The sequence below is a fragment of the Streptosporangium sp. NPDC002544 genome (assembly GCF_040295965.1).
Classification (GTDB): Bacteria; Actinomycetota; Actinomycetes; order Streptosporangiales; family Streptosporangiaceae; genus Streptosporangium.
In genome coordinates, this window is record NZ_JBEOWJ010000040.1 from 63,974 (window position 1) to 83,766 (window position 19,793).

The following is a 19,793-nucleotide window of genomic DNA, read 5'->3' on the forward strand; positions in this document are numbered from 1 at the left end:
CACCACGACGGCCGGCCGTACCGCTCTCGGCGGGAGGCTCAAGGACGTCACTGTCCGGCCGGAGTTCACCCTCGCTGTGCTCGCCGTCGTCGGCTTTGTCGCGCTTGCCGTCGCCACGGACGGCAATCTGCTCTCCCGCGGCACGCTGGACGCGTTCTTCCGGTTCCTTGCCGTCCCAATCGTCATCGGGCTCTCCCAGATGGTGGTGCTGGCCATCGGACAGATGAACCTGTCGGTCGGCACGCTCACGGGCCTGTGCGCCATGGTCGCGGCATGGCTCATGCTCGAAGCCGGCCTGCCCGCCCCATTGGCCGTGCTTGGCGCGCTCGGGGTCGGCCTCGCCGCCGGTCTCGTCAACGGGCTCCTCGTCGTGTTCACCCGGATCAACGGCTTCATCGTGACCCTCGCCACCATGACGATCATCGAGGGGCTGCGGTACGGGGTGAACGGCCCGGACACCTTCCAGGGCTACTCGCAAGGGCTGCGCGACCTCGGCACCGCCTCGGTGCTCGGTCTGCCGGTCGTCTTCATCCTCGCGCTGGTGGTGGCCGCCCTGGTGGCCATGTTCTTTGGCCGCACGGTCGCCGGCCGGCAGTTGCTGGCAACCGGCGGCAGCCCGTTCGCCGCCCGGCTGTCCGGTATCTCCAACGACCGGTCGATCGTCATCGCGCACGGGCTCAGCGGCCTGCTCGCCGGGGTCGCCGCCATCATCACGGTCGCCGCTTCCGGCTCCGTCAATTCCAGCATCGGCGGCGATCTGCTGCTGCCGAGTTTCGCCGCGCCGATCATTGGCGGGGTGGCGCTCACCGGCGGAGTGGTCAGCGTCGTCGGCACCTGCCTTGCGGCGTTCCTGGTCCGGCTGGTTGACGTCATGCAGGCGCAGTTCGACATCAACCGGCGCTGGATCGACCTGATCATCGGCGCGGTCGTCCTCGGTGCGGTGCTGCTCGGCACCGTACGACAGAAGTTGTCGAAGGGGTCGTCATGATGCTCACCGCCGAGAGCCTGGTAAAGACGTTCCCGGGAGTGCGCGCGCTGGACGGTGCCACCCTGCGGCTCGCCGCAGGCAGCGTGCACGCCCTCCTGGGCGAGAACGGCGCAGGCAAGAGCACGCTCATCAAGATCATTACGGGCGTGTACCGGCCGGACGGCGGGAGGGTCCTGCTCGGCGACACCGAGTTGCACATGAACGGGCCGCTCGACGCCCAGCGGGCCGGCATCGGCGTGGTCCACCAGGAGCGCAACCTGATCCCCGAGTTCTCCATCGCGGAGAACATCGTGCTGCACCACCTGCCGCGGCGCTTCGGGCTGGTCGACCGGGCGCGGATGCGTGCCGAGGCCCGCCGCTGCCTTGACCTGCTCGACCTGGACCTCGACCCGGACACCCCGGTCTCCCGGCTGTCCGTGGCGCAGGCGCAGCTGGTCGAGATCGCCAAGGCGCTGAGCGTCGACAGCAAGGTGCTGCTGCTCGACGAGCCGACCGCGTCGCTCACCGGGGATGAGGCCGACCGGCTCTACGGGATCGTGCGCAAGCTGCGCGACAGCGGGCACGCCATCGTGCTGGTGAGCCACAAGCTGGAGGAGGTCTTCGCGGTCGCGGACACGGTCACCGTGCTGCGCGACGGACGCAGCATGGCCGAGGCCAAGCCGCTCGCCGACTATACGCAGGACCAGATCGTCGACCTCATGGTCGGGCGGGCGTACTCCTCGGTCCGCCTTGCCGAGCGGCACGTCGACCCGGAGACGGCGCCGGCCTTGCGGCTCGACAAGGTGTGCACCGCGCGGGGCCACCGCGACATCTCCCTGTCCGTACGCCCGGGGGAGATCCTCGGACTGTACGGCCTGGTCGGGGCCGGCCGCAGCGAACTGGCCAAGGCGCTGCTCGGGCTCGACCGGATCACGTCGGGAACGGTGGAGGTGCAGGGCCGTCCGGTGCGCATCCGCGATGTCGGTGATGCGCTTCGCCGCTACCGGATCGGCTACGTGACGGAGAACCGCAAGGAAGAGGGCCTCTTCCTCGACCAGCCGATCACCCGCAACGTCGGTGTCACCGTGTGGCGGGGCCTAGCCAGGGCCGGGCTGGTGACCGATGGGGCGGAACGTCGCCTGGTGGCCCAGTACGTCGACCGGCTGGGCATCCGGATCTCTTCGCCGTCCCAGCTCGTGGGCCAGCTCTCCGGCGGCAACCAGCAGAAGGTCAGCCTCGCGAAGTGGCTCGCCGCCGACTGCGAGATCCTGATCGTGGACGAACCGACGGTCGGCATCGACGTACGCACCAAGGCGGCCTTCCATGAGCTGATCGCCGAACTGGCCGGTTCCGGGCTGGCGTTGCTGCTGATCTCGTCAGACCTGCCGGAGATCGTCACGCTCGCCGACCGGATCGCGGTGATGAACGACTTCAGCCTCCGCGGTGAGCTGGTCAACGACCACGACTACGCCCGGATGAGCCAGGCGATCATACGGTTGATCCACGCGGGGTCCGGCCCTGCGCGGCCACCCGCGGATGGAGATGAAGCGGCATGAATCCCGCTGATCGGGTCCAGCTGGGCCGGACGGACGTGCAGGTGACCCGGCTTGGCCTCGGGCTCGCCCCACTAGCCGGGCTCTACCGGGAGGTCGGCGACGGGCAGGCGTACGCCACCGTCGAGCAGGCCTGGGAACTCGGCATCCGGTACTTCGACACCGCCCCGCTGTACGGCAGCGGACTCTCCGAGCGGCGCGCGGGCCAGGTCCTGGCCGGCAAACCCCGCGCGGAGTTCGCCGTCTCCACAAAGGTCGGTCGCCGGCTTGTCCGGTCCGGTGGCCGGGAGGCCGCCCCGGACCCCGGCGACCGGAACGACACCATCTGGGCCGAGCCAACAGGCGTCGCGCCAATCTGGGACTTCAGCTCCGAGGGGGTGCTGCGGTCCTACGCGGAGAGCCTGGACCGGCTCGGCCTCGAGCGGGCCGACGTGCTGCACATCCACGACCCCGACGACTATTACCCCGAGGCGCTCGCCGGGGCCCTTCCGGCTCTGGTAGGGCTCCGCGCCGAGGGCCGGATCGGGGCGGTCTCGGTCGGGATGAACCAGGCCGACGTGCTGGCGGACTTCGTCCGTACCGGTGAAGTCGACTGCGTGCTGCTCGCCGGCCGGTACACGCTGCTGGACCAGTCCGGCCTCGCCGAACTGCTACCGCTGGCCGCCGATCGGGGGGTTTCCGTCATCGCCGGGGGTGTCTACAACTCCGGGCTGCTCGCCGACCCCAAGCCCGGCGCCACCTACGACTACCTCCCCGCCCCGGTCGACCTGCTGGCTCGGGCGCTCGCCGTACAAGAGATCTGCGCCCGGCATGACGTGCCGCTGCGGGCCGCCGCGATCCAGTTCCCGCTCGGCCATCCGGCGGTTGTGAGCGTCGTCATCGGCGCCCGCTCGCCTGCTGAGGTGGCCGACGCCGTGGCGATGTTCTCCCACCACATCCCGGACCGGCTCTGGCAGGACCTGCGCCGTGAAGGACTGCTCCCCGAGGAGGTGCCGACACCGTGATCATCGACTCCCACCAGCATCTCTGGACCGCCGACTACCCATGGCTGGCCGATCCGGCGCTCGACCGGATCCGCCGCGACTACGGCGTGGAGGACCTGCGGAAGAACCTACGCGCCGCGGGCGTCGACCGGACGGTCCTGGTCGAGGCCGGCCGGTGTGACGCCGCCGAGACCACCGAGTTCCTGGCGACCGCGGCGGCGACCCCGGAGATCGCCGGTGTCGTCGGCTGGGCGTCGCTCACCGACCCCACCCTGGCCGACGTCATCGCCGGCCATCGGGCCGGGACCGGGGGGCACCTGCTCGTCGGCATCCGGGACCAGGTGCAGGGCCATCCCGACGACTTCCTCGACCGGCCCGATGTGCGGGCGGGTCTGCGCGTGGTCGCCGCGGCCGGACTCGTCAACGAGGTGGTCGTGCGTGGCCCGCAACTGCCGTCTGTGGCCAGGGCGGCGCAGGCGCTGCCGGACTCCCGGTTCGTCCTCGACCACCTCGGCAAGCCGAGGGTCGCCGCCGGCGCGGAGGGTCTGGACGAATGGCGCACCCTCATCGCCCCGGTGGCCGCATGCCCGAACGTCGTGGCGAAGATGTCCGGCCTCGTGGCCGAGGCCGACTGGTCCCACTGGACGGTCGAAGACCTGCGTCCCTTTGTCGAGACCGCCGTGGACATGTTCGGCGGCGGCCGGCTCATGTTCGGGTCCGACTGGCCGGTCTGCGAGGTGGCGGCCTCCTACACCCAGGTTCGCGCGGCGTTCGAGGAGATCCTCGGCGGGACACCCGACGACATCTTCACGACCACAGCGATCAGCGTCTATCAGTTGGAGATCTCATGAGGTACATGCGGGTGGGCCCGGCGGGGGCCGAGCGCCCCGCGGCTCACGTCGACGGTCGATACTTCGACCTGTCCGGCGTCACCAAGGACATCGACGGGGCATTTCTCGCCTCCGGCGGCGTCAGCGCCGACCAGGCTGTCCGGTTGCCGGAAATCGACGTCGCGGGGCAGCGGATCGGTGCGCCGATCGCCCGGCCGGGTGTCGTGCTCTGCATCGGCCAGAACTACGCCGCCCACGCGGCCGAGTCGGGCAGCGAGCCGCCCGAAGTGCCGATCATCTTCTACAAGGCGCCGAACACGGTCGTCGGGCCATACGACGAGGTGCTCGTCCCGCGCGGCTCGAAGAAGACGGACTGGGAAGTCGAGTTGGCCGTCGTCATCGGTCGGGTCGCCCGCTATATCGAGTCGCCGGAGGTGGCGCTCGACTATGTGGCGGGGTACGCCGTCTCGAACGACGTCTCCGAGCGGGATTTCCAGCTCGCCGTCTCCGGCGGGCAGTGGTCCAAGGGCAAGTCATGCGAGACGTTCAACCCGCTCGGCCCGTGGCTCGTGACTCCCGACGAGGCGGGCGACCCGCGCGCCTTCGGCCTGCGATCCTGGGTGAACGGCGAGCCCAGGCAGGACTCCACCACGGCTGACATGATCTTCGATGTCGCCTACCTGATCTGGCACCTGTCGCAGTACACGGTGCTTGAACCCGGCGATGTCATCAACACGGGCACGCCGCAGGGTGTGGCCCTGTCCGGTCGGTTCCCCTACCTCGCGCCAGGCGACGTGATGGAGGTCGAGATCGATGGTCTCGGCCGGCAGCGCTCGATCCTGCGGGCGGCGGAATGAAAATCACCGCGGTCGAGACGCACGACATCCGCTTTCCGACCTCGCGGCAGCTCGACGGCTCCGACGCCATGAACCCCGACCCGGACTATTCCGCCGCCTACCTGATCCTGCGTACGGATGCGGGCGTGGACGGGCATGGGTTCACATTCACGATCGGCCGGGGCAACGACGTCTGCCGGGTCGCCATCGACGCCCTTGCCCCGCTCGTGGTCGGCCGGCAGGTGGACGACCTGGGGGAGTTCGCCAGGCGCCTCACCCGTGATTCCCAGCTGCGCTGGCTCGGCCCGGAGAAGGGCGTGATCCACTTGGCGACGGCGGCTGTCGTCAACGCCGCGTGGGACCTGGCCGGGCGGGTCGCGGGCAAGCCGGTGTGGCGGCTGCTCGCCGACATGAGTCCGGAGCAGCTCATCGACCTCGTCGACTGGCGCTATCTCACCGACGCCCTCACCCCTGCCGAGGCGCTCGACCTCCTCAACGCGGCCAGGCCGGGCAAGCAGGAACGCATCGCCGAACTCGAACGGCACGGGTACCCGGCGTACACGACGTCGCCGGGCTGGCTCGGCTACGACGACGCCAAGCTCGCACGGCTCGCCAAGCAGGCCGTCGCCGACGGATACACGCAGATCAAGCTCAAGGTCGGCGCCGACCTCGATGACGACCTGCGCAGGATGGCCCTGGCCAGGGAGGCGGTCGGCCCGGAGATTCGCATCGCCGTTGACGCGAACCAGCGCTGGGACGTCGCCGACGCGGTCGAATGGATGACCGCGCTCGCGCCGTACGACCCGTGGTGGATCGAAGAGCCCACCAGCCCCGACGACGTGCTCGGGCACGCCGCCATCAGGCGCGCCCTGGCCGCCGCGGGCCCGGGCAGGCAGCCGATCAAGGTCGCCACCGGTGAGCACATGCAGAACCGGATCGTCTTCAAGCAGCTCCTGCAGGCCGACGCGGTCGACTTCGTGCAGATCGACGCGTGCCGGGTCGCCGGGGTCAACGAGAACATCGCGATCCTGCTGCTCGCCGCTAAGTACGGCAGGCCGGTCTGCCCGCACGCGGGCGGCGTTGGGCTGTGTGAGCTGGTCCAGCACCTATCGATGTTCGACTACGCCGCGGTCTCCGGATCGCTGCAGGACCGGGTCATCGAGTACGTCGACCACCTGCACGAGCACTTCGTCGATCCGGTGGTGATCTCCAACGGTGCGTACATGCCGCCCAGCGCGCCCGGCTTCTCCGCGGAGTTGCGGCCCGAGACGCTGGCCGTGTTCTCCTACCCGAACGGCCCGGCGTGGCGTTGATCCACGTCGAGCTGGCCACCGGGCACGCGCAGATGCGCCCGGCCGGTGACTTCGGCGGGCCGGTCGCCGCGCTGCGGGTGCTTCTCGACGTCATCGACGGCCCGGTCGAGCCGGCCGACGCGCCGCTGGCGCTCGTGGCGAGCAGTGTCGCCGGGGTGGCGGGGCCTGGGCTGGCACGGTGCGCCGCCGTCGGGCTCTCGCCGTTGTCCGGCGGTGTCGCGGAGACGCGGGCGGAAGGTCCGTACGCCGCGGGGCTGCGGGCGGCCGGGGTCACCGGCGTGGTGCTGCACGGCCGGGCGGCCGGACCCGTCTGCGTGGTGGTCGAGGCGGGGCAGGCCAGGCTCGACCCGGCCGGAGAGTTCTGGGGACTGGAGACCGGCCCGGCCACCGACGCCCTGCTCGCCAGGTACGGCGCCGGCGCCGCGGTCGCGGTGATCGGGCCGGCCGGTGAGCACGGCGTGCGGTACGCCTCGATCGTTACCTGCGGGGACCATCCGCTGCCCAGGCTCGGGCTGGGCGCGGTGCTCGGCACCAAGAACGTCAAGGCGGTCGTCTGCGTCGGCGGATCCACGCCGCCGGTCGTCGATTCCGACGCGCTGGGCCGGGTAGCCGCCGACTACGCGGCGGCGCTGCCCGGCAATCCGCTCACCGCCTGGCAGCATGGCGAGCCGGGTTTCGGGATCTGGTCGGCCGAGCCCGGCTATGCGACGGTGGCCAATTTCGCCGACACCACCTCGCGCGGCGGCGTCGGCACTGCGCCTGCGCTGGAGCGGATCGCCGCCTGTCCCGGCTGCCCGACCGACTGCATCAAGGTCTACGCCGGAGCGGCGCTGCATCAGGAGGCGCTCGCCATGCTCGGGCCCAATCTTGGCGTCGCCGATCCGTGGGCCGTGCACGCGAGGTGCATGCAGCTCGGGCTGGACCCGGTGTCGCTAGGCGGCACGCTCGCGGCCGCGGGCGTGCCGGCTGCCGAGGTGCCTTCCGTGATCGAGCGGATCGGGGCCGGAGGCGACCCGCTCGGCGAGGGTTCGGCCAGGATCGCCCCGGACCATGCCATGGCGAGCAAGGGGGTGGAGTTGCCGCCCTTCGACCCGCGGGTGCAGCCGAACCTCGGACTCGGGTACGCGGTCGCACCGATCGGGCCGCGCTACGACATCATCGAGCACGATCTCGACTTCGACCCGGACGAGGGCCTGCCCCACAGCTATCCGGAAATGGAGGGATTGGGGGTGAGCGTACCGAGCCCGCGGGGTGAGATCGATGTGATCCGCACCGCGCAGCTTCTGCGGCTGTGGAGCGGTCTCGACGCGCTCGGCATCTGCCCGTACGCCGCGACGCCCACCCGTCCGCTCACGCTTGCGCAGGTGGAGGCGCTGGTTGAGGCGGTCACCGGTGAGCGGCCCGACGTGCTGTCGCTCGGCGCGGAGCGGCTGCGGCTGCAGCGGGAGGTGAACCGGCGGCTCCGCATCGGTCTCGAGGCGGACACCCTCCCCGACAGGTTCTTCACCGAGCCGGTCGCCACCGGAAGGTACGCCGGTGCGGTCCTCGACCGGGAGGCGTTCATGGCCGCGGTGGCCGCGCTGCACCGCGAGCTCGGGTTCATGTGAAAGGAAGCGATATGGGGAATTTTGACGGATTGGTCGCCGTGGTCACCGGAGGTGGCTCGGGAATCGGCAAGGCATGCGTCGAGGCGTTCGTCGCGGGTGGGGCGAAGGTGGGCGTGCTCGACCTCGATCCCGGTGAGCAGGGCGGTGCCACGCTCGGCGTCGTCGCGGACGTCGCCGACTCCGTGTCGCTGGAAAAGGCCATGGCCGAGGTGGCCGCCGCCTTCGGCGGCATCGACATCCTGGTCAACAACGCGGGCGTGAGCGCCGTCGGCGCCGTTGAGGCGAACGACGATGCGGAGTGGCACCGGGTGCTCGACATCAATGTCGTCGGGGTCGTCCGCACAACCAAGGCCGCACTGCCGTACCTGCGTCGCAGTGCGCACGGCGCGATCGTGAACACCTCGTCGATCGCCGCGACGGCCGGGCTGGTGCAGCGGGCCCTGTATTCGGCGTCGAAGGGCGCGGTGCATGCGCTGACCCTGGCGATGGCGGCCGACCTGGTCGCCGAGGGCATCAGGGTCAACTGCGTTGCCCCCGGCACGGTCGACACGCCATGGGTGGCACGGCTGCTCGCGCGGACCGACGACCCGGAGGGGGAGAAGGCGCGCCTCGCGGCCCGCCAGCCCACTGGCCGGTTGGTGCGCGCGGAGGAGGTCGCCGCGGCCGTCGCCTACCTCGCCGACCCCTCGGCCGGTGCGACCACCGGGATGTCGCTCGCCGTCGACGGCGGCATGTCGGGCCTGCGGCTGCCCCGCACCTGAACGGGGTGGCGGCGGACGGCGGCCGGGCGCCTGGTTCGGCCCGCTGACCGCCCCCGTCTCGTCGTGGCCTGCGAGTGCTGAGATGAGTCTGGAGACAAACGGCCCGGACCACCGCGGCCAAAGTCTCCTTCCCGCTCATCGGCCTGCCCGCAGGGGTGTGGGCGGCTCGCACTGGCTAGGGTGGGGGAATGCCGCTCGCGTCCCACCGCGTTCTCCCGTGATCAGGGAGACCCGCATGCTGCCCGCCCTCGCGGCGGGACCGGTCGAGGTGCCGTTCGTGATCCTGGGCTGGAGCGAGACCATCGCCCACGACACCACCTGGAACGAGCACTCCCATCCCTTCCACGAGCTGCTCTGGAACGAGCGGGGCGCGTCCACGGCCGTGGTGGGGGCGCGGGTCTGGACGGTCACCCCGGCCCTGGGCCTGTGGATGCCCGCGGGCACGCTGCACTCCGGCTCGGCGATCGCGGGCACCTGGTGCCGAGCCAACTTCTTCGGCTTCGGCACCATGACCCCGATCTTCCCCACGCCCGTCGGCGTCGAGATCACCCCGCTGCTCCGGCTGCTGCTGGAGCGGCTCGCCGACACGGAGTTGTCCTCCGACTCGCGGGCGGTGACCGAGGCGATGGTGCTCGACGTGCTCACCCCCTCCTCGCGCGAACTGCTCCTGCACATGCCCACCTCCGACCTGCTGCGCCCGATCGCCGACGCGGTCCGGGACGATCCGGGCGATCCGCGGACGCTGGCGGACTGGGCGTCCTGCCTCGGCGTGAGCGCCCGCACGATCACCCGTGCCTTCAACGCGGAGACGGGCACCAGCTTCGCGCGCTGGATCGCGGCGGTGCGCGCCCAGCACGCGGTCGCGCTGCTCACCCAGGGCTGGGAGGTCGATGTCGTGGCCGAGGAGGTCGGTTACCGTTCGGCGAGCGCGTTCGGCGCGGCCTTCCGGCGGACGACCGGGCTGACACCGGGAGCGTTCCGAGCGCGCTGAGACTCCGGGACGCCGAAGGCCGCCTTCCGGACGCGGCGCAGGTCTCGTGCACGCACCGCCTGCGGGGTCGTCGCCCGGTCTCCGTGTCCCGATCTCGACAACAGCTGTCTCAAAAGGGCTATTGCGACAACTCGGTCATTTCTCCTAGGGTTCCGAACAAGGCAAGCCTTACCTAACTAAGTCGAGGGCTTGCGGCAGTACGGTGTACCGCTCCACGAACGCAGGACCGCGATCCAGACGTGCGAGGGCCGGAACCCGCGGAATTCTGAGAGTGGAGTACGGATTGAAGCGTCCATACAGCCTTCGCATCCTCGCCGTGACGGCCATCCTGCTGGGCATCGCGGGCTGCGGCGGCTCGTCGGAGACCAAGGGTGAGAGCGCGAGCAGCAGCACGAGCAGCAGCCCGAGCGCCTTCCCCATGACGATCCAGCACGCGCTGGGGACGACCACCATCCAGGCGAAGCCGGAGCGGGTGGCCACGGTCAACTGGGCCAACCACGAAGCGCCGCTGGCCCTCGGCGTCGTGCCGGTCGGCATGGCCGCCGCGAACTTCGGCGACGACGACGGCGACGGTCTCCTGCCCTGGGTGGACGAGCGCCTGAAGGAACTCAAGGCCGAGAAGCCCGTCCTGTTCGACGAGACCGACGGCATCGACTTCGAGGCCGTCGCCGACACGAAGCCGGACGTGATCCTGGCCGCCTACTCGGGCCTGACCAAGCAGGACTACGAGACCCTGAGCAAGATCGCTCCGGTGGTGGCCTACCCGGACGCCGCGTGGGCGACCCCGTGGCGCGAGATCATCCGGATGAACAGCAAGGCCATCGGTCTCGCCGACGAGGCCGAGAAGCTCATCACCGACATCGAGGGCGACATCAGCCAGGTCGTCGCGAAGTACCCGCAGCTCAAGGGCAAGTCGGCGATGTTCATGACGCATGTCGACCCCAACGACGTGAGCGAGGTCGGCTTCTACACGACGCACGACACCCGCACACTGTTCTTCGAGGACCTCGGGCTGACGATCCCGGGCAGCATCGCCGAGGCGTCCAAGGGCACCGACAAGTTCGCCCTGACCCGGAGCGCGGAGCAGATCGACCTGTTCGACGACGTCGACATCATCACCGGATACGGCGACGAGAAGGGCGAGCTGTTCGAGACGCTCCGCAAGGACCCGCTGCTGTCGAAGATCCCCGCCGTCAAGCGCGGCTCGGTGTACCTCCTGCCCGGCAGCACGCCCCTGGGCACCGCCGCGAACCCGACCCCCCTGTCGATCTCGTGGGTGCTGGAGGACTACGCCAAGGCGCTCGCCGAGGCCGCGGACAAGGTCAAGTGACGTCGGTCGACACCGACCGCCTGCCGGACACCGCCCTCGTGCGGCGTCCGGCGCGCGTCCGGGTTCTGTGGCTGCTCGTCGCGGTCGGTGTCCTGGCCGTGCTCATGGTGGCCTCCGTCGCCCTCGGCTCGCGCGACGTCGCCTGGTCCGACGTCTGGGCCGCGCTCGGCGGCGCGGAGGACTCCCTCGAACAGGCGGCGGTCGCCAAGCGGATACCGCGCACCCTGCTCGCGGTGGTGATCGGCGCCGCGCTCGGCCTCGCCGGCGGCGTCATGCAGGGCGTGACCCGCAACCCGCTGGCCGACCCGGGGATCCTGGGCGTCAACATGGGCGCCTCGCTCTCCGTCGTCACCGCCGTCGCGTTCTTCGGGCTCACGTCGCCGACCGGGTACATCTGGGTCGCGATGGCGGGGGCCGCCGTCTCGGCCGTGTTCGTGTACACCGTCGGGTCCCTCGGGCGTGGTGGGGCCACGCCCCTCAAACTCGCGCTCGCCGGCGCCGCCACGTCGGCGGCCTTCGCGTCCCTGGTCAGCGCCGTCGTGCTGCCCCGCAATGACATCGCCGGGGGCTTCAAGCTCTGGCAGATCGGCGGGGTCGGCGGCGCGTCCTACGAGCGCATCGGGCAGGTCCTGCCGTTCCTCGTCGTCGGCCTCGTCGTGTGCCTGCTGTCCGCGCGGGCGCTGAACTCGCTCGCTCTGGGCGACGAACTCGCCGCCGGGCTCGGCGAGCGCGTGGCCGTCGTCCGGGCCACGGCCGCCCTCGGCGCCGTCGTGCTGTGCGGGGCATCGACGGCCGTCGCCGGGCCGATCGCCTTCGTCGGGCTCGTCGTTCCGCACGCGTGCCGCCTGCTCGTCGGCGTGGACCACCGCTGGCTGCTGCCGTTCTCCGCCCTGGTCGGCGCGGCCCTGCTCACCGCGGCCGACGTCGTCGGCCGTATCGTGGCGCGCCCCGCGGACATCGAGGTGGGCATCGTGACGGCGCTGATCGGCGCCCCGTTCTTCATCCACATCGTCCGTCGCCAGAAGGTGCGTGAGCTGTGAGCGAGCGTAGCGAGCGAACCAAAAAGCACAGCAGCGCTGCGCTCGCAGTCCCGACGAAGGAGGGGCTGTGAGCGAGCGTAGCGAGCGAACCGACAAGCACAGCAGCGCTGCGCTCGCAGTCCCGGCGAAGGAGGGGGCTGTGCGCGAGCGGACCAACGAGCACCGCGGCGCCCCCGCCGTCCCCCGGCCGTCCGTTGTCGAGGCCGTCGCCCGCGGCCGTCGCCGGAGCGCCTCCCGGCGCCGCATCGTCGTCCTGACGCTGGCGGTGCTCGTCGTCGCCGGGTTCGCCATGACCCTGATGTTCGGGCAGACCTTCTACCCGCCCCGCGACGTGATCAATGTCATCCTCGGCGAGCAGGTGCCGGGCGCGTCCTTCACGGTCGGGCGGCTCCGGCTGCCGCGGACCGTCCTCGCCGTGGTCGCGGGATTCAGCTTCGGCCTGGCCGGCGTCACCTTCCAGACGATGCTCCGCAACCCGCTGGCCAGCCCCGACATCATCGGCATCAGCTGGGGCGCGAGCGCCGCGGCGGCCATCGCGATCGTGTCGCTGTCCCTCGGCGGGACCCAGGTGTCGTTCCTCGCCATCGTCTCCGCCCTCGCCGTCGCCCTGCTGATCTACACCCTGGCGTTCCGGGACGGCGTCGTCGGCACGCGGCTCATCCTGATCGGCATCGGGATCTCCGCGATGCTCGAAAGCATCACCTCCTACGTCCTGTCCCAGGCCGCCGAATGGGACCTCCAGGAGGCCACGCGCTGGCTGACCGGCAGCCTCAACGGGGTGACCTGGGAGCAGACCCTGCCCACCCTCGTCGCGCTGGTCGTCCTCACCCCCGTCCTGCTGTCCCTGTCCCGCGACCTGTCGATGATGCAGCTCGGCGAGGACACCGCCTCCGCCCTCGGCGTCCGTGTCGAACGCACCCGCGTCATGGTGATCGTCACCGCCGTCGGCCTGATCGCCTTCGCCACGGCGGCGGCCGGCCCGATCGCGTTCGTGGCGTTCCTGTCCGGCCCCATCGCGGCCCGGCTGCTCGGCCCCGGCGGCTCTCTGCTCGTGCCCGCCGGGCTCGTCGGCGCCCTCCTGGTCCTCGTCGCCGACTTCGCCGGCCAGTTCGCGTTCGACGTCCGCTACCCGGTCGGCGTCGTCACCGGCGTCCTCGGGGCGCCGTACCTCGTCTACCTGATCGTCCGCACCCACCGGGCCGGAGGCTCGCTGTGACCACGTCCCACTCCCTCGTAGCCGAGGGCCTCACGCTCGGCTACGGCGACCGCGTCGTCGTCGAGTCCCTCGACCTGGTCGTGCCGCCCGGCGAGATCACGGTGATCGTCGGCGCGAACGCCTGCGGGAAGTCGACACTCCTGCGCTCCCTGTCCCGGCTGCTCGCACCCCGCGAGGGCCATGTCGTCCTGGACGGCAGACAGGTGCACCGCATGCCGGCCAAGGAACTGGCCCGCACGCTCGGACTGCTGCCCCAGTCGCCGGTCGCGCCCGAGGGCATCACCGTGCTCGACCTGGTCGGCCGCGGCCGCCACCCCCACCAGGGGATCTTCTCCCGGTGGAACGACAAGGACGACGCCGCGGTGGCGGCCGCCCTGGAGGCCACGCAGACGACGGACCTCGCCGACCGCGCCGTCGACGAGCTGTCCGGCGGCCAGCGCCAACGGGCCTGGATCGCCATGGCGCTGGCCCAGCAGACCGACCTGCTCCTCCTCGACGAGCCCACCACCTTCCTCGACGCCAGCCACCAGGTCGAAGTCCTCGACCTGCTGACCGACCTGAACCACACCCGCGGCACCACCATCGTGATGGTCCTGCACGACCTCAACCTCGCCGCCCGCTACGCCGACAACCTCATCGCCCTGGCCGACGGCCGCCTCCACGCCTCCGGCACCCCGGCCGAGGTCCTCACCGAAGACAGCGTCCGCACCGTCTTCGGCCTCGACAGCCGCATCATCGAAGACCCGGTCTCCGGCCGCCCCCTGATGCTCCCCATCGGCCGCCACCACATCCGGCCACAGGCAAGAGAGGCTCGGTCAGCGGCCTCAGCCACCTGTCGGGCCGAAGGGTGATCGTTCGGGCGCCGGTCAGCGGAAGTCTCTCAATGCCCCATGAGCAGGCGTCTGGCCCCGGTCACGGCGGGAGTGGACGTCGGCCGCTTGAGCCGGCTGCCCGGACGCCGAGGTAATCGCCGACAGGACGGAAAAGCCTGTTGGCGCATATCGCCGTTTCTGTAGAGTTCGGCATCATGCGTACCCCTCGTATCGTCCTGCTGGCCGGGGCACTGGTCGGTCTGCTGCTCACCGGCACCGCCCATGCCAATGTCGGCACTGCCCGCACCACCGGCGGTCCGGTTCCCACCGGATCCAAGGCTCTGACCCACAACCCGCTGTACCGCAGCGGCAAGATGACGGTGCCCTGCGGCCGCCACCCGGATGACTTCGCCAGCTTCGGCGCCGCCAAAAAGCACCTGACCGCGATGCTCGGCTGCCTGAACGCCTCGTGGTCCGCGCAGCTGAAGAAGGCCGGCCTGCCGTTCAAGAAGCCGGCGATCCAGTTCCTCACCAAGTCCACCAGCGCGTGCGAGGAGCGCTGGCCCGAATATGTCGTCGGCCTGTACTGCCCTGACCAGCGGAAGATGGTCATCCGAGTCAACGACTACGCCATTCAGGACCCGGCGGATCCGGACCTCCTGCTGCTGATCGCGCACGAGTACGCCCACCACGTGCAGAACCTCACCGGCATACTGCCCGCCGCGCAGACGCCGGTCCGTACCAAGGCAAAGGCGCTGGAGCGCAGCCGTCGCGTGGAGCTGCAGGCCGAGTGCCTGGCGGGGGCGTTCATGGCGAGCATCTGGCCCTCGCAGCAGTACACGGCCGAGGACTGGGCGGAAGCCGTGGACATCCTCGGGCGTAGCGGTGATGAGGAGATCGGCGCGGACCGCACCCACGGCACGAGCAGGAACCGGGCCGCCTGGCTGCAGCGCGGCTTCGACAAAGCCTCTCCGGGCGCGTGCAACACCTGGACCGCGACAGCGTCCAGCATCGCCTGACGGCGGCCTCCTCGCGGGAGGAGAAGGCAGTGGCGGGCCCGTCCGCGATCGCTTCGTGCTCATCGCGGCGGGCCCGCTGTCGCTGTGCTCCCGAGCCTCCTTTATGCCGACCGGTGAAACGGCCGCCCATCAAAGGGAGGCGCTGTCGTGTCCTGCGGCGCGGGTTCGGGACGGTCGTGGACCTGTCGCCGGCTGAGCGGGATGCGCTGGTCGGCCATGCAGACCATGAGCGCGGTTCACCGCACTCAGCTGTGATCCGCGCAGCATGGCGTCGGGTTCGGCACTTCGGCCGGCATCAGGCGTCCACCCGCGGCGGGCATGCACAGCAGGGTTATCAGCCCATCGCGCCAGACCGGCCGGACGTGGTCATTGGTCACGATGAGCATGTCACGCGGGGGTTCCCGGGTCTGGGCCAGCACCATCACCCGCTCGATCGCGGACCGCTCCAGCATCTCGCCGACGCTGAGGGTGCCGGTCAGCGCCTCCCGGCCGGCATAGGTGATGAGCCGTCCGCTCGCCCCGGTGGCGTGCTCGGCCGCCGCGAGCGCGGCGCCCTCCGACTCCGGACCGGTACGGCTCTCGCCGATCGCGGCCGACACCCCTTCGGGCAGCCCGGCCGGATCGACCGGTCCGGAGACGGCGAGGGAGCAGGCGACATGTGGCCGGCCGGTCCGCACGAAGTGTGTGCAGCCGACCGTGCCCCCCGGCAGGCCGAGCACCTTCACCACCAGGTGGAGAAGGTGCTCGGCCTCGCCGAGGGTGGAGGATCCCGCGTCGAGACCGAGGACCGTCATCGGCGCGGCAGAACCCAGATCGGGTTGCTGTAGAACCACAGGTCCTTCCACGGGTCGGCGTCACCGAAGACGTCGATCTGCGGGCCGTGCGGGTCGATGGAGGCGCCGAGCAGGCCGGGGGCGCTGCGGTTGCCGTCGGTGCCGCGCAGCCGCAGGTAGACCGGGCGGTCGACGGCGCCGAGCCGGTAGGTGAAGGTGACGGTGCCGCTGTTCTTGCCGACCTCGAAGGACTGCACGACCTTGGTGGCGGGCGTCGTGAAGGTGTCCTTGTCGGCGGCCGGGCCGGTCATGTCTCCCTGGATGACATCCACCCGGGCCAGGGTGGGGACGAACTGCGCCCAGTTCGGCTGGTTGGCCAGCGTGATCTCGATGGCGAGCTCGACCTGGTCGCCCCGCCGTACGTGCAGCGTGTCACCGAGGGTGACGCCACGCTGCCCCCGGCCGGAGATCCGGGCACGCACGACCAGGCCGCTGATCAGGCCACCGTGGTCGACCCAGACGCGGCCCTGCCGGATGCCGTCCATCACCGCGCCGTAGGAGAATCCCTGCGCCCCAACGTGCGTGCGGCTGTAGTAGCCGGGCCAGAAGTCACCCGCGGTCAGGTTCTGGACGCCCTTGTAGATCGGGTCCTCGTACTTGCCGTTGGCGTTGAAGTCGCTGTTCGGGCCGCGTTCGCTGGTGTCGGCGTAGACCGTGTGGGAGTCGGAGTTGGCGGTGATCCACCAGCCCTTGCCCTCCGCCAGGAGGCTGTCCCACAGACCGCCCACGGTGGCGGTCATCCAGTCGAAGCCGCCGAAGGTCTTGTAGCTCTCGGCAGGATAGCCGGGCCAGGAGTCGGCACCGGGAGTGCTGTCGTAGAAGCCGCGTCCGGAGCCGGGGCCGTGCGGCTTGGGGATGCCGGCCGCCTGGTGGCCGGGGGCGCCTTCCATGCCGACCGCGATGGAGGGCTGGGCGTCGCGCCACCCTCGGATCTCGTGCGGGGAGTCGAGGCCCTTGCGCGCCGGGTGGTTGGCCAGGAAGAGCGCGTCCTCGACGCGGCGGCGCCGGACGGCGTCGGCGAGGAAGTTCAGGCCGGCGATGGCCAGGACCTCGTTCTGCGGGGTGCTGGAGGTGGCGCTCTTGACCGACCCGTCGAAGGAGTTCTCGAACTCCTTGAGGGTGCTCACCTCGTTCCGGCCCGGGGCGACGAAGACGGTGCCGTGCTCGGCGGCCGGGATGTTCCACTCCAGGCCCTGGAAGATGAGGGCATCCCTGACCTGGGCACGGGCGGCGACGATGTCGGGGTTGACCTTGTCCACGCCGATTTTGGCGTGCGTGGCGCCACCGTGGTCGGTGATGACCATCCAGTCCAGGCCGTAGGCGGTGGCGTGCCGCACCTGGTCGATCACCCGGTAGATGCCGTCCGAGCTGTACTGGGTGTGGATGTGGTGGTCACCGGCCAGCCACAGGTAACCGTCCCGAGGCTCGCGGTCACCGCGGCTGCGCGCCGTCGTCGCCTCCGCGGCGGCCAGGCCGGGCGTCCCGAGGACACCGGCAGCGCCCAGACCCGCGCCGAGCAGTCCGGCACGCCGGAACATCTGGCGCCGCGACAGCTGTCCAGGCGAGAGTTCCGCGTCGGGTACCGACATGTCCACGACCGGGGCCATCTCGCCCTGATCGCCTGGGTGGGTCGCATCGTGGTGATGCGGGTGCGAGTGGTCGTGCCCGTGGTTGTGTCCCATGTCGTGCCTTTCGTCCCGCCGGGCAGCTTCGCCTCGGCTACCTGGGCACCCTGGCCCAACCAGGTAAATCTCAGATGAATGGCGGCGGGCCGTTCAGCATGGTCTGTCCTGCGATCTGGAATCCCGCCCGGCGGCCCGCTGCGGAGCGGTGGTCAGGGGTGGGTGTCCTCACCGGTCTCGCCATCGTGGGCGGCGCGACATCGACGAGGCCGTCGCCGGGCAGCTCGGCTGACGCCCTCGGCAGCACTGGCAGGATGTGACCGTGGACCGCCGTGGTTTCCTGCTCGCCGGGCTCGCCCTGGCCCTCACCGCGTGCGGCCCCTCCGGCATGAAGGGATCCGCTGTGCTCAACGAACAGTCACTGACCGCCGCCGCCCAAGGCGACGTGGCCAAGGTCCGCGAGGCGATCGCGAACGGGGCCGACATCGAGGCCCGGAACCCGCAGCGCCGTACCGCCCTGCTGCTCGCCGCGGCGGCCGACCACGTGGAGGTCGCCAAGGTCCTGGTGGCCGCGGGCGCGGACCCGAACGCGCTGGATTTTCAGCACGACACGCCCTGGCTGGTGACGGGGGTGACCGGCAGCGTGGCCATGCTTCACGCGCTGCTCCCGGCCAGGCCGGACCTGACCATCAGGAACCGGTACGGCGGGGTCTCGCTGATCCCGGCATGTGAGCGCGGCCATGTGGACTACGTGCGCGAGGTGCTCAAGACGGACATCAACGTCGACCACGTCAACGACCTGGGTTGGACCGGACTGCTGGAGGCGGTCATCCTCGGCGACGGCTCCGCGCCGTACCAGGAGATCGTGGGTCTGCTCATCGCGGGAGGCGCCGACGTGAACCTGGCCGACAAGGACGGCACGACCCCGCTCCAGCACGCACTCGACAGGGGCCAGAGCGAGATCGCCGCGATCCTGCGTTCCGCCGGAGCACGGTGACCCGTCTCCATCACGATGATCGGCGGCGCCTTCGGGGCCGGGCTTGAGGACGACGGCTCCAGCGTCGCCCGGTTGAGATGTCGGCGGGTCAGGGTTTCCACAGGTCTGGGAGCTTCTCTCTACGGCCGGGTGGCCCGCTGCAGGCGGGCGGTCAGCGTGCGAAGGTGCTCCACCAGCTCGGGCGGCTCGCGGACGTCGAACTCGAAGCCGAACGCGGCGACCCACACCGCGAGGTGGTCGAGGCTGTCCGAGCCGATGCGCAGGGTGCAGGTGCGGTCGTCGACGGGTTCCACCACACCGAGCGTGGGCGGCACCTCCTCGGCCACCTCCGCAGCCGAGCCGTACATGGTGAGCACCGCCCGGTAGCGGTGGCCGTTCGCGGTCGGTCCCATGGCGAAGTGGTCGGCCAGATCCTCGGCGGGCAACGGTCTCGGACCGAACCAAGGTCCGGTGGGGACGCGCATCGACAACCTGTCGGCCCGGAACCTCCGCCAGTCCGAGACGCCGGTGTCCCAGGCGAAGAGGTACCAACGCCGTCCGTGCTGGACCAGCCGGTACGGCTCCACGTCCCGTACGGTCGTCGAGCCGTCGTGCGAGATGTAGTCGAAGCGCAGCCGTTCGTGGTTGCGCACCGCCGAGGCGATCGCGATCAGCGTCGACGGATCGACCGTCGAACCGGGCATCGGCATGATCACCATGGCCGAGCTGAGCGTGTCCACCTGGTGGCGCAGCCGCGAGGGCAGCACCTGGTCCAGCTTGGCCAGCGCCCGCACCGAGGTCTCGGCGATACCCGTGATCGCGCCGCCGGCCGCCGTGCGCAGCCCGACCGCCACCGCGACCGCCTCCTCGTCGTCGAGCAGCAAGGGGGGCAGCGAGGCGCCGACCCCCAACTGGTAGCCGCCGCCGACGCCGCCGATCGCGGTGATCGGATAGCCCAGAACCCGCAGTTTGTCGACGTCGCGACGGACGGTCCGGGGGCTCACCCCGAGACGCTCGGCCAGCTCCGTCCCCGACCAGTCGCGGTGGACCTGGAGCAGGCCGAGCAGACGGAGCAGCCGGGCCGAGGTTTCCAACACACGATGA

18 protein-coding genes are annotated in these 19,793 nt (G+C 70.8%); 15 read left to right on the forward strand and 3 right to left on the reverse strand.

The annotated features are described in order from the left end of the window. Positions 1 to 76 precede the first annotated feature (76 nt). The 14 genes from ABT061_RS41090 to ABT061_RS41155 all read left to right on the forward strand — a co-directional run bounded on the left by ABT061_RS41090 (position 77) and on the right by ABT061_RS41155 (position 15,258). The gene (locus ABT061_RS41090; RefSeq protein ID WP_350928467.1) at positions 77 to 988 is read left to right on the forward strand and encodes an ABC transporter permease; all 912 of its coding nucleotides are present in this window, start codon (positions 77 to 79) and stop codon (positions 986 to 988) included. After that, positions 985 to 2,523, forward strand: coding sequence for a sugar ABC transporter ATP-binding protein (locus tag ABT061_RS41095; protein ID WP_350928470.1), 1,539 nt, complete (start codon positions 985 to 987; stop codon positions 2,521 to 2,523). Before ABT061_RS41090 ends, ABT061_RS41095 begins: the two co-directional genes overlap by 4 nt. Then, positions 2,520 to 3,524: an aldo/keto reductase gene (locus ABT061_RS41100; RefSeq protein WP_350928472.1), complete on the forward strand. Its 1,005-nt coding sequence runs from the start codon at positions 2,520 to 2,522 to the stop codon at positions 3,522 to 3,524. The genes ABT061_RS41095 and ABT061_RS41100 overlap by 4 nt, the downstream gene beginning before the upstream one ends. Beyond that, positions 3,521 to 4,354, forward strand: coding sequence for an amidohydrolase family protein (locus ABT061_RS41105; RefSeq protein WP_350928474.1), 834 nt, complete (start codon positions 3,521 to 3,523; stop codon positions 4,352 to 4,354). Before ABT061_RS41100 ends, ABT061_RS41105 begins: the two co-directional genes overlap by 4 nt. Next, a complete protein-coding gene (locus ABT061_RS41110; RefSeq protein ID WP_350928476.1) occupies positions 4,351 to 5,190 on the forward strand; it encodes a fumarylacetoacetate hydrolase family protein in 840 nt (279 codons plus the stop codon). Before ABT061_RS41105 ends, ABT061_RS41110 begins: the two co-directional genes overlap by 4 nt. Beyond that, the gene (locus ABT061_RS41115) at positions 5,187 to 6,482 is read left to right on the forward strand and encodes an L-fuconate dehydratase (protein ID WP_350928478.1); all 1,296 of its coding nucleotides are present in this window, start codon (positions 5,187 to 5,189) and stop codon (positions 6,480 to 6,482) included. The genes ABT061_RS41110 and ABT061_RS41115 overlap by 4 nt, the downstream gene beginning before the upstream one ends. Next, positions 6,473 to 8,089 carry an aldehyde ferredoxin oxidoreductase N-terminal domain-containing protein gene (locus ABT061_RS41120; RefSeq protein WP_350928480.1) on the forward strand — a complete coding sequence of 539 codons (1,617 nt, stop codon included), beginning with the start codon at positions 6,473 to 6,475 and terminating at the stop codon, positions 8,087 to 8,089. The genes ABT061_RS41115 and ABT061_RS41120 overlap by 10 nt, the downstream gene beginning before the upstream one ends. Before the next feature lie 11 nt (positions 8,090 to 8,100). Continuing rightward, the gene (locus tag ABT061_RS41125) at positions 8,101 to 8,850 is read left to right on the forward strand and encodes an SDR family NAD(P)-dependent oxidoreductase (protein WP_350928482.1); all 750 of its coding nucleotides are present in this window, start codon (positions 8,101 to 8,103) and stop codon (positions 8,848 to 8,850) included. A 235-nt stretch (positions 8,851 to 9,085) separates the two neighbouring features. Further along, entirely contained in the window at positions 9,086 to 9,841 is a 756-nt protein-coding gene (locus ABT061_RS41130) for a helix-turn-helix transcriptional regulator (protein ID WP_350928484.1), read from the forward strand. 283 nt (positions 9,842 to 10,124) lie between these two features. Continuing rightward, positions 10,125 to 11,171, forward strand: a complete 1,047-nt coding sequence (locus ABT061_RS41135) for an iron-siderophore ABC transporter substrate-binding protein (protein ID WP_350928486.1) — start codon at positions 10,125 to 10,127, stop codon at positions 11,169 to 11,171. After that, positions 11,168 to 12,211: a FecCD family ABC transporter permease gene (locus tag ABT061_RS41140; RefSeq protein WP_350928488.1), complete on the forward strand. Its 1,044-nt coding sequence runs from the start codon at positions 11,168 to 11,170 to the stop codon at positions 12,209 to 12,211. Before ABT061_RS41135 ends, ABT061_RS41140 begins: the two co-directional genes overlap by 4 nt. 139 nt (positions 12,212 to 12,350) lie before the next feature. Continuing rightward, positions 12,351 to 13,427, forward strand: a complete 1,077-nt coding sequence (locus tag ABT061_RS41145) for a FecCD family ABC transporter permease (protein WP_350928525.1) — start codon at positions 12,351 to 12,353, stop codon at positions 13,425 to 13,427. Continuing rightward, a complete protein-coding gene (locus ABT061_RS41150) occupies positions 13,424 to 14,278 on the forward strand; it encodes an ABC transporter ATP-binding protein (RefSeq protein WP_350928490.1) in 855 nt (284 codons plus the stop codon). Before ABT061_RS41145 ends, ABT061_RS41150 begins: the two co-directional genes overlap by 4 nt. Before the next feature lie 176 nt (positions 14,279 to 14,454). After that, the gene (locus ABT061_RS41155) at positions 14,455 to 15,258 is read left to right on the forward strand and encodes a neutral zinc metallopeptidase (protein ID WP_350928492.1); all 804 of its coding nucleotides are present in this window, start codon (positions 14,455 to 14,457) and stop codon (positions 15,256 to 15,258) included. A 245-nt stretch (positions 15,259 to 15,503) separates the two neighbouring features. Here ABT061_RS41155 and ABT061_RS41160 read toward each other — a convergent pair whose 3' ends face one another. After that, positions 15,504 to 16,052 carry a hypothetical protein gene (locus ABT061_RS41160; RefSeq protein ID WP_350928494.1) on the reverse strand — a complete coding sequence of 183 codons (549 nt, stop codon included), beginning with the start codon at positions 16,050 to 16,052 and terminating at the stop codon, positions 15,504 to 15,506. Next, positions 16,049 to 17,773 (reverse strand): PHP domain-containing protein, encoded by a 1,725-nt coding sequence (locus ABT061_RS41165; RefSeq protein WP_350928496.1) that lies wholly within the window; start codon positions 17,771 to 17,773, stop codon positions 16,049 to 16,051. The genes ABT061_RS41160 and ABT061_RS41165 overlap by 4 nt, the downstream gene beginning before the upstream one ends. Positions 17,774 to 18,035: 262 nt before the next feature. On the opposite strand from ABT061_RS41165, the gene ABT061_RS41170 reads away from it, so the two are divergent. Next, positions 18,036 to 18,710 (forward strand): ankyrin repeat domain-containing protein, encoded by a 675-nt coding sequence (locus tag ABT061_RS41170; protein WP_350928498.1) that lies wholly within the window; start codon positions 18,036 to 18,038, stop codon positions 18,708 to 18,710. Positions 18,711 to 18,829: 119 nt separating this feature from the next. Here ABT061_RS41170 and ABT061_RS41175 read toward each other — a convergent pair whose 3' ends face one another. Beyond that, on the reverse strand, positions 18,830 to 19,786 hold the full coding sequence (locus tag ABT061_RS41175) for a helix-turn-helix transcriptional regulator (RefSeq protein WP_350928500.1): 957 nt from the start codon (positions 19,784 to 19,786) through the stop codon (positions 18,830 to 18,832). Positions 19,787 to 19,793 lie beyond the last annotated feature (7 nt).

What these genes read in the sequence shown, in the direction of transcription:
- ABT061_RS41130 (WP_350928484.1), top strand. Translation starts at nt 9,086, where the DNA reads ATGCTGCCCGCCCTCGCGGCGGGACCGGTCGAGGTGCCGTTCGTGATC.
- ABT061_RS41125 (WP_350928482.1), top strand. Translation starts at nt 8,101, where the DNA reads ATGGGGAATTTTGACGGATTGGTCGCCGTGGTCACCGGAGGTGGCTCG.
- ABT061_RS41155 (WP_350928492.1), top strand. Translation starts at nt 14,455, where the DNA reads ATGCGTACCCCTCGTATCGTCCTGCTGGCCGGGGCACTGGTCGGTCTG.
- ABT061_RS41110 (WP_350928476.1), top strand. Translation starts at nt 4,351, where the DNA reads ATGAGGTACATGCGGGTGGGCCCGGCGGGGGCCGAGCGCCCCGCGGCT.
- ABT061_RS41160 (WP_350928494.1), bottom strand. Translation starts at nt 16,052, where the DNA reads ATGACGGTCCTCGGTCTCGACGCGGGATCCTCCACCCTCGGCGAGGCC.
- ABT061_RS41165 (WP_350928496.1), bottom strand. Translation starts at nt 17,773, where the DNA reads ATGGGACACAACCACGGGCACGACCACTCGCACCCGCATCACCACGAT.
- ABT061_RS41100 (WP_350928472.1), top strand. Translation starts at nt 2,520, where the DNA reads ATGAATCCCGCTGATCGGGTCCAGCTGGGCCGGACGGACGTGCAGGTG.
- ABT061_RS41115 (WP_350928478.1), top strand. Translation starts at nt 5,187, where the DNA reads ATGAAAATCACCGCGGTCGAGACGCACGACATCCGCTTTCCGACCTCG.
- ABT061_RS41095 (WP_350928470.1), top strand. Translation starts at nt 985, where the DNA reads ATGATGCTCACCGCCGAGAGCCTGGTAAAGACGTTCCCGGGAGTGCGC.